The 13,348-nt window shown below is 43.9% G+C and carries 10 protein-coding genes; 2 read left to right on the top strand and 8 right to left on the bottom strand.

The features are described from left to right. Positions 1-400: 400 nt before the first annotated feature. Entirely contained in the window at positions 401-775 is a 375-nt protein-coding gene (locus FCL46_RS03260; protein WP_136810273.1) for a diacylglycerol kinase, read from the bottom strand. A 495-nt stretch (positions 776-1,270) separates the two neighbouring features. On the opposite strand from FCL46_RS03260, the gene FCL46_RS03255 reads away from it, so the two are divergent. Continuing rightward, positions 1,271-4,141 carry a putative bifunctional diguanylate cyclase/phosphodiesterase gene (locus FCL46_RS03255; RefSeq protein WP_136810272.1) on the top strand — a complete coding sequence of 957 codons (2,871 nt, stop codon included), beginning with the start codon at positions 1,271-1,273 and terminating at the stop codon, positions 4,139-4,141. 192 nt (positions 4,142-4,333) lie between these two features. Here the strand turns inward: FCL46_RS03255 and FCL46_RS03250 are convergent, their stop codons facing one another. Together FCL46_RS03250 and FCL46_RS03245 are read right to left on the bottom strand one after the other, a co-directional pair. Beyond that, positions 4,334-4,693, bottom strand: coding sequence for a hypothetical protein (locus FCL46_RS03250; RefSeq protein WP_136810271.1), 360 nt, complete (start codon positions 4,691-4,693; stop codon positions 4,334-4,336). Continuing rightward, positions 4,694-5,410 carry a DUF4388 domain-containing protein gene (locus FCL46_RS03245; protein ID WP_136810270.1) on the bottom strand — a complete coding sequence of 239 codons (717 nt, stop codon included), beginning with the start codon at positions 5,408-5,410 and terminating at the stop codon, positions 4,694-4,696. A 493-nt stretch (positions 5,411-5,903) separates the two neighbouring features. Between FCL46_RS03245 and FCL46_RS03240 the strand changes: the two genes are divergently transcribed. Further along, positions 5,904-6,164 carry a hypothetical protein gene (locus FCL46_RS03240; protein WP_136810269.1) on the top strand — a complete coding sequence of 87 codons (261 nt, stop codon included), beginning with the start codon at positions 5,904-5,906 and terminating at the stop codon, positions 6,162-6,164. 191 nt (positions 6,165-6,355) lie between these two features. Here the strand turns inward: FCL46_RS03240 and FCL46_RS03235 are convergent, their stop codons facing one another. From FCL46_RS03235 to FCL46_RS03215, 5 genes are all read right to left on the bottom strand, one after another. After that, on the bottom strand, positions 6,356-8,161 hold the full coding sequence (locus FCL46_RS03235; protein ID WP_136810268.1) for a methyl-accepting chemotaxis protein: 1,806 nt from the start codon (positions 8,159-8,161) through the stop codon (positions 6,356-6,358). 394 nt (positions 8,162-8,555) lie between these two features. After that, the gene (htpX, locus tag FCL46_RS03230) at positions 8,556-9,416 is read right to left on the bottom strand and encodes a protease HtpX (protein ID WP_136810267.1); all 861 of its coding nucleotides are present in this window, start codon (positions 9,414-9,416) and stop codon (positions 8,556-8,558) included. A gap of 175 nt (positions 9,417-9,591) precedes the next feature. Further along, a complete protein-coding gene (nhaD, locus tag FCL46_RS03225; RefSeq protein ID WP_136810266.1) occupies positions 9,592-11,022 on the bottom strand; it encodes a sodium:proton antiporter NhaD in 1,431 nt (476 codons plus the stop codon). A gap of 77 nt (positions 11,023-11,099) precedes the next feature. Beyond that, entirely contained in the window at positions 11,100-12,587 is a 1,488-nt protein-coding gene (locus FCL46_RS03220; protein ID WP_136810265.1) for an SLC13 family permease, read from the bottom strand. Positions 12,588-12,876: 289 nt separating this feature from the next. Then, on the bottom strand, positions 12,877-13,317 hold the full coding sequence (locus tag FCL46_RS03215; RefSeq protein ID WP_136810264.1) for a response regulator: 441 nt from the start codon (positions 13,315-13,317) through the stop codon (positions 12,877-12,879). Positions 13,318-13,348: the final 31 nt, after the last annotated feature.

The raw sequence follows: 13,348 nt of genomic DNA, 5'->3' as shown, positions 1-13,348 counted from the left end.
TGTTTTCCCGTATTGTGGCTGGCTGGGATTTAAGTCATTCTCTTGAACGTCATTCAATGCTTTATGCATTTAGGTAAACTCTGTGACGCCGTCGACCGAAAAATGACCTTTGGGGGCATAAATGATACTGGTGTGCAATATGCCAGTACCGATTTTAAAAATTTATTTGCTTCACATGGTTGTGTTCATAGTATGAGTCGCAGGTAAGCGAAGACTCCGAAGGGAATTATTAGGATCCTCAGTTCACAACACATATGAACGTTAGGATAGTCCAAATGATTTTGAAAAAATGATGGTGTTGAAAAAGTCGCCTAAGAAAGGTGTCCACTTTTTCTTGACCACGTCAAATTCACAAATGTGTACATTTATGTATATTCAGTTCAGAAAATCCGATTCCCAATCAGACTGAACACAACGAGGAAAGGATAGCCATGCCCCATATAACTCCGGCAAGCAGAAGGCTCAACAGAACTGCGGCACTGCCCATATCCTTAGCCCGTTTTGCATATACATTATAGTCAGGTGAAACCATATCAACTATCGCTTCCATCCCTGAGTTGAGTAACTCAACAATAAGTACCAGGCTGTTTACGATGAATAACAGACACTTATACATATCCGATACGGGAAGTATTAGAATAACAGGTAATAATATTATATAGACTACCGCTTCCTGCCTGAATGCTGCTTCATGTTTAAAAGCTGCTCGCAAACCGGCAAGTGAATAGAAGAATGCAGCTACAATACGATGGATTCCCTTCTTATTTGATTTCATATACTGATTACATGTTGGAAGTATCGTTATAAATACAAGATAGTTATAGACAGAATAAGAGAACAACTGAACATACTTAGCCACAAATAGCCAGCCAGAAGGCAGTCCGAGAATGACCTTTCTTCGGAATCTCACTTTACGTGCTTATTGTCAAACTCTTCGTAATTTTCAAAAAATAACACCCCAACTACCTGACCAACCCATGCAGCTAAACCATACCCCTTCTCTGTTAATTTTTAATTCATTTATTATCAATTTAGCCCCAAGTATAGCATTTTGAAAACTACATTCAAACCACTCAAACACGCATTCCCTAACCGGTACCTACGTTAAAGATTAATATTTTTCTAACAATCGCACTCTATACTACCGCCAACAACAATTGCCTGGAGAGCCTAATATATAAAGATATATCCAAGAACACTCTTTGTATATCAGTATAAAGTTCTGCAATCATATTCCTTTTTAAAAATGTGTTTTTTTGGATACAGTATCATGATACCCCCCAAAACAGTTAGAAGCCTGCGGCTGAGATACATTGTCGGCTTAAGTGTTATCGCGCTCCTTGTCACCGCGTCCTATTTCACTATGCAACGCGTTATTTCAGATCAGCGAAATTTCTCCAGTCTGGTAAATCTGGCCGGACATCAGGCAGGCCTAGTCAGCCGCATTGCCTATTTCAGTAAACTCATGGCAACAACTGAGGATGAAGATGAATTCAATGTAGCACAGGCGCAGGTTGGCCGGACAATACATAAAATGTACACCGCTCATTTTCAGCTCAGAAACGGTGATACCGAAAAGGGCATCCCAAAAATCACCAATGAAAAACTCCTCTCTATTTATGAAGATCCGATGTTTGGGCTTGATCTGGCAATCACCAGATTTCTCGAATATGCTCAGATCGTTTATGAAACTGATAAACGTGCTCTAAACCCCAGATCACCTGCCTCAATCTTCCTGTCAACCTATGGACCACATGTACTTGAGCCACTGCTTGATGCTGCGGTAGAGGAATATCAACGTATAAGCAAAAGTGCAATTGTACGCATTGAGCACCTTGAGAAAGGTATCTGGATTGCAACTATTATTGCCCTGATTTTTGAAGTTATATTTATCTTCAAACCACTCGAGGGTCATATCCGCACAACACTTCACTCACTTGAAAACTCAATCTCAAATCTTTCCGGAACCAGAGAACGGCTACTGGCAGCACAAAAGCTTGCATCGGTTGGTGACTGGCAATTTCAATTAGACACCAAAGAACTTATCTGGTCCGAACAGATTTTTCAGATATGCGGAGTCTCACCAAAAACATTTTTGGTCTCCATGGAAACCTCTCAACAACTAATCCATCCGGACGATGTAAAAATAGTCCGTTCAGCACTATTCAGAGCAGTTCGTCACAAACAACCAGTAAGCCTTGAGTACAGAATTGTGCGACCGAATGGTAACGAGCGACTTGTCTATCAGCAGGTTGCTCCTATTACTGATATGAGTTTACCAGTAAAGAGATTAGCCGGAACAATACAGGATATAACTGAGCGGAAAGAACTCTCTACACTGCTTGAAAAACAGTCGGAGAACATCCCCGGTTTTATATTTCAGTTTCGGCTCAACCCGGATAGTTCATGTTCCTTTCCATATGCCAGCAGAGGCTCTGAAGAACTCTGGGGAATACGCCCTGAAACAATCCGCCAAAATCCGCAAATCCTTTTTGACATGATTCACTCAAATGATCTGGCCCGGGTGCGCAACAAGGCGATAGCTTCAAGTCGAAAACTCAAAAGCTGGCGAGACCAGTTCAGAATTTGTCTTCCGGGTGAAGAAACCATCTGGGTTGAAGGTCACGGCACCCCCGAAAGGCTGGCCAACGGATCAACTCTCTGGTACGGCTATATCTGGAATATTACCGACAGAAAACATTCTGAAAACAGAATTCTCGAACTAGCGCTCTATGACCCGCTCACAGGGCTGGCCAACAGAAGACTGCTGCAGGACAATCTTAAAAAAGCCATACTTTCAGCTCGAAGAAATCAACACTATAATTCGATACTTATGCTCGACATGGATAATTTCAAGACCTTAAACGATACTCAGGGTCATAACACTGGCGACGCCCTGCTTGTTGAAGTCGGCAGGAGGTTGAGAAAATGCGTGCGTGACTCAGATACTATCGCACGGCTCGGCGGAGATGAGTTCGTTATTGTTCTGGAAGGATCAGGTAGCCTGGAAAAGGATGCACTAAAACAGTCTCTTGCCATAGCAGAAAAAATCAGGAATACCCTTGCCCAGCCATACATATTGGGTGAACATAAGCATGTGCATCACGCCAGTGCTTCGCTTGGAGTTGCACTCTTTCACGGCAATGAATTATGTGAGAGTGAACTGCTCAAACGGGTTGATGTAGCAATGTATGAAGCAAAAGAACTGGGACGAAACCAGGTATGCCTTTTTAGAAATGAACGGTTGGCACAAATTAGCTCACACTCAGCAATCAGCAGCAAACTGCAGCACGCCCTTGATAATAACGAACTATCTCTCTACTATCAGCCGCAAATGGATGCTGACGGTCTCCCATGTGGAGCAGAAGGGCTTCTGCGCTGGCTGCCACCGGGCAATGCACCGATTTCACCGGGTACATTTATCCCCATAGCCGAAGAGACAGGTCTTATTATTCCCATTGGTGAATGGGTTCTTGAGACTGCCTGCAAAAACATAACAGAGCTCTCACGCTATCAATTGCCACCAGACTTCGCTCTTGCTGTCAATATCAGCGCACGACAGTTTACTGACAAGGATTTTCTCAACAAGGTACAGGCAATTATTGCCCGCAATAACATTGATACCAGACGACTTAAACTGGAATTAACAGAGAGCTGCCTGGTCCAGAATATGGAACGGGGCAGTCAAATACTGAGTACACTGCGTGAGATGGGTCTTCATATCGAACTTGATGATTTCGGCACAGGGTATTCGTCGCTCAACTCATTAAAACGACTCCCGCTGGATACCTTGAAACTCGATGGCAGCCTGATACGTGAAATTGAAGGCGACTCCAGAGATGAGGCAATTCTCCGTGCAGCAATCGCCATGGGAAAAGCACTTTCTCTTACTATTGTCGCAGAAGGAGTTGAGACCCTCCAGCAAAATGATTTTCTTATCAATGAAGGCTGTGATGTCTTGCAAGGGTACTACCACGCAAGGCCGATGCATTTCGAATCGTTTATCGAATTCTTAAGTAAATATTCAATGACTCCTGATGTCTATTCTCCGTTGCCGTGTCTCAACAATGTTTACCATGAAGGTTTTCGTGAAATTTTGACCGTAGGTAAAATGGACAGGTTCGCTGCTTTATCCATATAGTTCAGAAAGTTTACCAGACTGATTGTACCCAGCGATAACACCGGATCGAAAAAAGAGTCAGGCTGCAGCACATACGCAACATGCTGGAGCCTGACTCCTGGCTTCTTTATCGCTTACTTTAGCGAATCTCGCTTAATATTGCGATTCTGAGAGTTGGGTGGAAGTATCGTGAGTCTCTTGCATTATCTCTACCTAATCAACAATAGATATTTTCCTCTTAGGAAAAGTAGTATCGGGATTCACCTCTTCAGTAATCCTGTCATCTATAACAGGATTTTCCTTCTCAACAGGTGTGTTTTGATTGCCTGCTATAGCTACTGATACAGGTAAATGACGTACAACATCCGGCTCAAACAGGAATGTTTTGGCAGCTACCAAAAAAATCATTACAGGGAGAAGTGCTGCGCCTACGAGCATAAGCCTTTTAAATTTTAGTTTTGTTGTAACTGGCCCTTTCCCCTCAAAGCGCTGTTCTACTATGCTGGATTTTTCAGTTGCGTCCGATTCATCTTCAGTTGACAACCTGGTATTGATCTGCAGGTTTTTCAGCACTTATTCGGATATCGATGAGTCGAAGCTTTGCGTCTGTCCATCTACCAGATTCTCTTCAACCTGTGTATTATCAGCATAATTTGAGGCTTCAATAATCAGGCAACGGTAATCCTTTTCAATATTTGGTGAAGGAAACTTTTTAACTTTAACTTCCTTGAACTTCCCTTTCTTCCACGCCATAATCCTGTAAAATGCTTCTTCGCCCTTCACGTCACTTAAAACGGTATAAATGACGCGTCCTTCCTTAATAAGGATTATTCCTTTCTCTTTACCTTGAGATACCAGAATCGCTTTGGTTGTCCCGTTCATGCAGAATATCTGTATATAGTCTTTAAGATGCACATCATCGAGGAGGCCGGAAAAACCTCTGTCACCGAGATGAGTCTTTACAACGTTTACCAGCGACACATAATCTACAGGGAATTGCAATATCCCGAGTATATTCTTATTAATGATACTGAAATGCTCATTTACGGTCAGAAGAATCATCTTTGTCTCTGCTGCATATAGCTGTAACCAATCAACCATATCACCACCATCATCCAGCACCTGCATACCAGGGTGTATAATAACAAGATCAAAAACGTCGGCATTGAGAATAGCTGTCGCCTCCCTCACCGTTGGTGAAGTAAAAACGTTAAAAGATTCTGCTTCAAGCAACCGTTGTAGAATAAACGTGGCATTTTTATCCGGATCTACGATAAGTATTTTCTTCATGTTTATGGGAGTAATTGATTTTTTTATGGGGGAGTAACCTCCAACTAATCCTTCTTGATCAAATCAATACACTCACCAATTTCAAATACCATTATGTTAAAATTAATACTTTATTCAAAAACGTATTTTCTCATTTATATCTAACCATTACACCATAACGATAAATCTATGGCTCTACGGAAACCAGCAGCTCCAGTGAAATCTTCCATCAGTTTCAGGTGAGATCATCACACGTATGTGTTCAACATCAGACTCACCTAAATCTCTCAAATTACGATGTACGTTACGAACTGCAATATCTGTGTGTTTTCAAGGAATATAAAAAGCGGGATTGCAAAAAAGAGAAGGGTAGTAACGTAATGACAGGGATGAAGCAGTTGCCCATATGATGATATACTGTATGATTAAATCCAGCCCCACACTGGTTGAATTAAATAACCGATAAATTCATGTATTCATGAAACATCTACACAACAGGATCTACGTAAAACCGATGAATAAACACGAAAAAAACGAGATAAAGAATGTGCTGTCATCACAAATCGATATGCTTACAAAGCAGACATCGGATATTGATCCAGACCCTGCGCACCTTCTCAGACTTGAACTACTTTGCTCAGCGATGAATAGAATTGATGCCGAGAATTTCGGAGAATGTTTTATCTGTGATTCTCCGATAGCAATTGATCTATTACGAACCAGTCCTGAAAAAAAATTATGTTCAAAATGCTCAGGCTACTCTCCAGAGACGTAACTGGCAGTCAATTACAACAGAACACAATCATTCATTATTATATGATTTGTATGAGTTGTATGATCATTTTCATTCTCCGAATAACCTGCACCAATGCCCTCCTCCTCACACCTTCCCCCTTCTCCCCTACATTTCACACTTCATAGCTGAGGATTACAGCAGGTAAGCAGGTATATCAATGTACTCACTTATCAAGAGAGCTGCGGGCAAGCAGGAGTAAGTCTCTCAAGTCGTTTGGTCGTGTCAGACAAGAGAGCGCTCAGTTGTTCAGCAATCTCATTTGAAACGCCATGTACCTGCACAGCCAGGCATCGGGTTTCCGTTGCTGCTGAGTTAACAAGGCCAATACTGTTACTGACATTCTGCATATTTCCGGAAGTCTGTCCTGCAAATCCTGTGATATTATCTGTAATTCCCAACTGTTTATCTATTGATACATTTATTACATCAGTAAGCTGATTAAGTTCCTGCACCTGATGATCAATTTCCTGCAGGTTTTCAACAAGTATCATACTTGCCTGTTCAATCCCGGCCACTTTGTCCATAACAGACTTTGCAGCATTTTCGGTTCGTGATGAAAGATCTTTCACCTCGCTGGCTACAACACCAAACCCTCTTCCTGCATCTCCCGCTCTTGCTGCCTCAATAGTAGCGTTAAGGGCCAGCAGCTTTGTCTGATCTGTGATCTCCGATACCATAGTAATTATTGCATTAACATCTGTTATCGAACTCTTCAGCAAATCGACATGAGCACGGGATTTTTCGTTTCGTTTCAAAATTTTCTCTACTGATATTACCTGTTTCTGAATCTCGGAATTAATACTGTGAAATGATGTTTGGAGCTGACGTGTGGAATCTGTAACCTCACCTGTATGCTCAGCAGTTTCAGATGCACGTAGAGTAACACTTTCAGACTGCTCCTCCGTAGAAGAAGCCAGGCGTTCAAGTGTGTTTGCAGTCTCAACTAAATCTTTGGCTCTGCTTTCAAGTCCATTAACAACTGAAGTTATATTCTCAAACATCTCATCAATAATGATTTTTTCCTGCTCCTTTCTTGCGTTTTCCTGCCGTATCTCAACGAGTGAGGCCTTAAAATGTTCAATTGCGCCTGCAAGAACACCAATCTGATCTTTACGCTGCTTAAACGGGACATCCGGAGTCTCACCTGAGCGGATTGCCTCGATTGTACCAGTCAAACGCTGAAGGGGATTTTCAACTATCCAACGAACCAGGAGAAAAAGCATAATCATATTTGCAAGAATAGCCGATCCTGCAACCAGCCAGGTAAGCCTTCTTTGGCTTGCCCTACCCGCTTCAAGTTCATTCTCCATGGCTGCAATGTCTTCAACCTTATCTAGAATCTGATTTCTCGTTATCTCGGCTTTCAGCCCCGAATCAGCAACTTTTTCGCTTAGCTGATAGACTTTCTTTTTATATGCGGCAGCCCCCTGTGCCTTTTCAGAAAGTTCTGTAATTAACTGCTGAATCTCTGTAAAATCAGTATTTACGTCATTACTGCCCAGTGTCAGTATTTCTACCGAATCTTTAAAGATACCCGATTCATCAAACACCCCCTGAGCTACCCTGACAGAACCCTCCTGCAACTGAAGGACAATTTTATTTTTCGAAATATCACGACGTTCTATTCGTGTAAACAGTTTGGAATAGCTTGTTCGACCTGTATATATTTTTCGATCACGAAGTGTATATTTCGCTTGCAGGTCTTGAATGATAAGCGCATTAGCATCTATTTTGAAAAAGGTCGGTAATGCAAGAAATTCATCCTGTAACTCTACTATCGCCGACCGTAAATTGGCGCTCAATTGATCACGTACCACCAACACATCATTAACTTTTCGCTCTACGATTTCGTTTGATGATATATTCACATAAAGCAAAAGTCCGATAAATAGATTTGAAATCAGGCTGACTCCGATAAGAATTTTTACGCCTACCGTTATGCCACCCGTTTTGCCAGGTTTGTTCTGTCGTTTCATTTCACTGCCACACGCTGATTGAAAATATGCAATTTGCAAACTACACAGTACATCTATGCAGCTCAAATTGATTAGTCAGCAATCGTATATGACACGGATTAGAATTGAGTTAGCAAATAATTAGTTATTGTTTTTTCATGTCCTCCAAGGCATTTAGCATCAAGTCATTCAAGTACAATCCTTCGTTTATCACTTGCTTCCTCATATGAATGCTACTTTAGCAAATAACAGATACGAACAGGCTCCTACTCATGAACCTGTTCGTATCATTAATCGTTGATGAATTCTATGCGTCACATAACGAATAAAGCCCCACTAAATGTGCTTTCAAGAATCACCCCTGTGACCGACTATAATCTGCTTGTCGTGAATAGATGAGTGCATCAACATAAACTTACAGCTTTTGCAAAGCGGCAATACGATCTTCTAAACTTGGGTGACTTTTCATAAGCATTGCAAGTCCGCCCTCTTTCGGCCGGATTCCGAAGGCCGAAACCTGGTCAGGCAGGCTTGATGGCAGCTGACTGGTCTGAAGCCGCTGCAAGGCTGCAATCATCTTATCTTTTCCTATCAGGTAGGCTGCGCCTTTATCTGCGACAAATTCACGTTTCCTGGAAAACCACATAACGATCATGGAAGCGAACAGACCGAGGAAGAGTTCCAGCACTATAGTCACAGCCATATAACCGAAAAAGCCGAGCCCCTCGCCCTCTTCATCACTCAAAAATGTGTTAATAGCATTAGCAACAAGCCTGGCAATGAAGATCACAAAGGTATTGAGAACACCTTGAATGAGCGAAAGCGTCACCATATCACCGCATGCCACATGGGTGATTTCATGGGCGAGTACCGCTTCAATCTCATCTTTTGACATATTTTCAAGTAACCCAGTCGATACAGCAACAAGAGCATCATTCTTTTTCATACCGGTTGCAAAGGCATTCATATCCGGAGATTCGTAGATCGCCACTTCCGGCATACCGATTTCGGCCTCTTGAGCAAGCCTACTAACTGTGTCATACAACCATTTTTCTGCAGGAGTTGATGGGTTTGTAATCACCCTGGCTCCTGTGGTTTTTTTGGCGATCCACTTTGAGATTGCAAGTGAAATCAACGAACCACCCATACCAAATGCCGCGGCCAGCAGCAGCAGACCGGTGGTAGAACGTGAATCTATACCAAAGAGGCTCATCACAATTCCGAGCAGGATCAGGATTGCCAGGTTTGTGATCAGAAATAAAGCTATTCGTAACATATACTAATCTCCACAGGTGTCAGTTCTGCGTTAACAGACGTTTAAGGTAAAAACCCGGCAGAGAGGAGAGTTTTCCTGGGGGACAGGTCCAGGGGGTGGCTCTCCTCCCCACCGGGAGGGAGGTGTGTTTCTTCTATGAGTTGTACTTTTCAAACTGCTATGCGTATTCGATCATTTACATCAGCGATCCATTAACGATAAAATGAGCTATAATACTTGCTGCATAACCAAGAGCGATAACCGGTGTCCACTTCAGATGGCCAAGGAAAGTGTATTTCCCACGTGCCTGGCCCATCAATGCAACACCTGCCGCAGAACCGATAGAGAGCATGGAGCCACCGACACCTGCAGTAAGCGTTACGAGCAGCCATTGACCATGCGACATATCCGGCATCATGGTAAGCACCGCAAACATCACCGGAATATTATCTACAATCGCGGAGAGGAAGCCCACCATGATATTGGCAACTGTGGGACCGAGATCAAGGTACATCAACTGTGATACAAGCCCCAGATATCCCATGAAACCAAGGCCGCCGACACAAAGAATGATACCGTAGAAAAAGAGCAGAGTATCCCACTCGGCCCGTGCAACCTTGGTGAACACATCAAAGGGTACAATCTGCCCAATGCGCTCCTCTGCCTTTTGGGGATCATAGGTAGCTGCATTTCTCTTATGGGTCTTGTTCAGATAAAAGCCAAAAATCTTCAGGAGCGAGAGGCCCGCCATCATGCCGACCATAGGCGGCAGCTTAAGGAAGTTATGGAAGCTGACTGCCGTTGCAATGGTCCAGAGAAAAAGACCGATGATAATAAACGAACCGCGCTTAAGCTGAATATTCTCCACAGACGCGTCGGGCTGGGCTTTGCGTATCGCGAAATGCATGATAGCTGCAGGAACAAGCCAGTTGACAACTGAAGGAATGAAAAGAACAAGAAATTCCTGAAACTGTATAATGCCTTTCTGCCATACCATAAGCGTAGTGATATCGCCAAAAGGACTGAAAGCACCACCTGCATTAGCAGCGACTACAATATTGATACAGGCCAGACTGACAAACTTTGCGTCTTCTTTACCGATTGCCATTACCACTGCACACATCAGCAGCGCGGTGGTCAGGTTATCCGCCACCGGGGAGATAAAGAAGGCAAGCAGGCCTGTGATCCAGAACAATTTTCTATATGAGTACCCGGCATTAACAAGCTTGACCCTCAACACTTCAAAGATCATACGCTCTTCCATGGCGTTGATAAACGTCATCGCTACCAGCAGAAAGAGAAACAGCTCGGCATATTCAAGAATATTGTGCCTGATCGCTATTTCTGCAGCGTGATCGATACCATTCATAGAGTAAATCAGCCCGATCAGACCCCAGATAATACCTGCAGCCAGCAGAACCGGTTTTGATTTGCGCATGTGCGTGACTTCTTCAAGCATTACAAAAGCATATGCGACTACAAACGTTATGATTCCAACATATCCGACCCAGTGACTGGTCAGATCAAGGGTCTCTAAGACTCCGCCTGATGACGCTGCATACGCCGCTCCGCCAAACCCCAAAAGGGCGGTCAGAAATGCCAGGCAAACGATGCCAAATCTCTGCATTACGATACTCCTGTGTTTTTAAATGTACTGTTAGTGCAGCAGCCACATGATATGGCTGCTGCTGGTAAAGGTATCAACTAGGTAACCGGAATCATTGTAGTCATTCCCATCATAGGCCAGATCACAGCCACCGCAAGCCAGGTAACTAACATCAGCAGGACAGATGCGGGAATTCCGTATTTAACAAACTCTCCGGTCGTAAATTGTTTTGAGTTGTAGGCAATGGCGTTCGGTGCAGCACCAACCAGCAGCAGAAACGGCATACCGGCCACAACAAGCGAGGAAAAGAGGATAACTTCACCGGTCACCCCGAGGTATGGTGCAATAACCAGTGCCACCGGCAGGGAGATGGCGATCGCCGCCACATTCATGATAAAGTTGGTCATCATCATAACGAAAAATGCCATTCCCAGAATAAAGACAATCCCGGGTGCGTCCTGAAACAACAACAACCAGTTAACTGCCAGCCACTTGGCGGCACCGGTCTCCCAGAGACAGAAACCGATTGACATGGCTCCGGCAAAGAGCAGGATTATATTCCATGGTATCTCCTCAAGATCATTGAGGTCAAGAATGTTCAACATAAAGAACCCGATTGTTGAACACAGCATGATGCCGGTCTTGTCCAGGGCCCCGAGAGCCGGGATGAAATTTTTCAAAGCGATCAGCAAAATAGTGGCCAGCACCAGAACAACGGTAGCTATCTCATTACGACTCCAGCGACCAAGCTCCTTATACATGCGCTTTGAGCGCTCCTGCAGACCTTCTATACTGCTCTTTTCCGGACGAAAAAAGAGCATGGTAAAACCCCAGAGCAGGAAGACCATTAACCAGCCGATCGGGAACATATACCAGGTCAACTCAAAGAAACTGATGTCCACATCCATGATGTCTTTGTAGAACCCAAGAGCTACCGCACCACGGGCTGCTCCAAGCAGAGTAATAATACTTCCCGCACCAGCCACATATGCCATACCGATAAACAACCCTTTGCCAAATCTGGTAGGATTTTCACTATCGGAATAGAGTGCGTGAATGGTCATCAACAAAGGGAACATTGTTGCTGCCACTGCAGTGTGTGCCATAAGGTGGGTGAGCAGTGCTGTCATCACAAAGCAGCCCAGATAAATCATGGAAGTTTTCTCGCCGACAATTGCCAGCATCTTATAAGCCAGTCGCTTAGTCAGGCCGGTCTTGGTAAAAACCATACCGATCACGATGGAACCGAAAATAAAGAGAACAGACGGATCCATAAAATCTTTAAAAGCTGCGCTGGGAGTTCGTATAAGGAAGAGCGCCTGCATGGTACCAATGGCAAGACTGGTTACACCTATAGGCACAACTTCAAATACCCACCAGGTTGCTGCCAACGCAAAAATCGCTAACGCTCCTTTTGCTTCTCTGGTTAGCTCAAAATGTTTACCAAGCGGATCAACAGCATCCGGCAAAGGTGGACACCAGTAAATCAGCGCGAAAAGGCCAAGTCCCATGCACATAAAAAATATGCGCTTCAGGTCGAGCGAGTGTTTCTCGACGTCTGGTTGCTGTACAGTTAATTCACTCATGATGATTTTCCTTCAGTATAAAGTCTATTCGTTGTGCTGAACGGAGGAGTGCAGCTGGCGAGAACTCTGAAGATGCCCTCTATGCGTACAACCCCCCGCTTCACGTTGTCTTCGATCACGCGTAACAGTTTTTTGCCATTGTTCAGCATCATGCCAAGCGCTGGGGTCGCTTAGCGGCGAGTATGCAGTGATATGTTGGAAGTCCGACACTTGAACCACTGTTTGGCAAACTACTGAAATCTCGATATTCAAGAGAGCGCTCCCTGTTACCTGTCGTAAAATGCTGCGATTACCAGCTATGGCTTTTCAGTATCTTTTGCAGTTTGTCCTGTGACCTTTTCCGCAGGGTCAACATGCGTCTGCTCCTGGCCTCTTCGATCTTTTCCAACAGCAAGCTGATTTCGACTGGTTTTTCGAGAAAATCACAGGCACCCTCTTTCATTGTGGCTATCCCTGATTTTATCGAACCATGTCCTGTAAGCATGATGACCTCTGCTCCGGGATGGCTCTCTTTTATTCTTTTCAGCGTCTCGATTCCGTCCATTCCCGGCATAAAGAGATCGACAACAATTGCATCGAACTCCTGCTCTTCGAGTTTATTGAGAGCGTCTTCTCCGCATAGTGAGGTATTCACTCGTAAACCGCGCACCTTCAATCGTCCAGAAAGGCTGTGCAAAAAACCTTCTTCATCATCCACCAGTAACACCCGGGCTGTAGCATGTTCAGTCATTCGTTCACCGTTGATATAGAATTTTGAGCAG

The sequence above is a fragment of the Desulfosediminicola flagellatus genome (assembly GCF_005116655.2).
GTDB classification, from domain to species: domain Bacteria; phylum Desulfobacterota; class Desulfobulbia; order Desulfobulbales; family Desulfocapsaceae; genus Desulfopila; species Desulfopila flagellata.
This window is presented reverse-complemented; position numbering and strand designations above follow the sequence as displayed.

Bases quoted from the DNA above. Each gene is read 5' to 3' on its own strand.
- FCL46_RS03260 (WP_136810273.1), bottom strand. From the start codon at position 775: ATGAAATCAAATAAGAAGGGAATCCATCGTATTGTAGCTGCATTCTTC.
- FCL46_RS03255 (WP_136810272.1), top strand. From the start codon at position 1,271: ATGATACCCCCCAAAACAGTTAGAAGCCTGCGGCTGAGATACATTGTC.
- FCL46_RS03245 (WP_136810270.1), bottom strand. From the start codon at position 5,410: ATGAAGAAAATACTTATCGTAGATCCGGATAAAAATGCCACGTTTATT.
- FCL46_RS03240 (WP_136810269.1), top strand. From the start codon at position 5,904: ATGAATAAACACGAAAAAAACGAGATAAAGAATGTGCTGTCATCACAA.
- FCL46_RS03235 (WP_136810268.1), bottom strand. From the start codon at position 8,161: ATGAAACGACAGAACAAACCTGGCAAAACGGGTGGCATAACGGTAGGC.
- htpX (WP_136810267.1), bottom strand. From the start codon at position 9,416: ATGTTACGAATAGCTTTATTTCTGATCACAAACCTGGCAATCCTGATC.
- nhaD (WP_136810266.1), bottom strand. From the start codon at position 11,022: ATGCAGAGATTTGGCATCGTTTGCCTGGCATTTCTGACCGCCCTTTTG.
- FCL46_RS03220 (WP_136810265.1), bottom strand. From the start codon at position 12,587: ATGAGTGAATTAACTGTACAGCAACCAGACGTCGAGAAACACTCGCTC.
- FCL46_RS03215 (WP_136810264.1), bottom strand. From the start codon at position 13,317: ATGACTGAACATGCTACAGCCCGGGTGTTACTGGTGGATGATGAAGAA.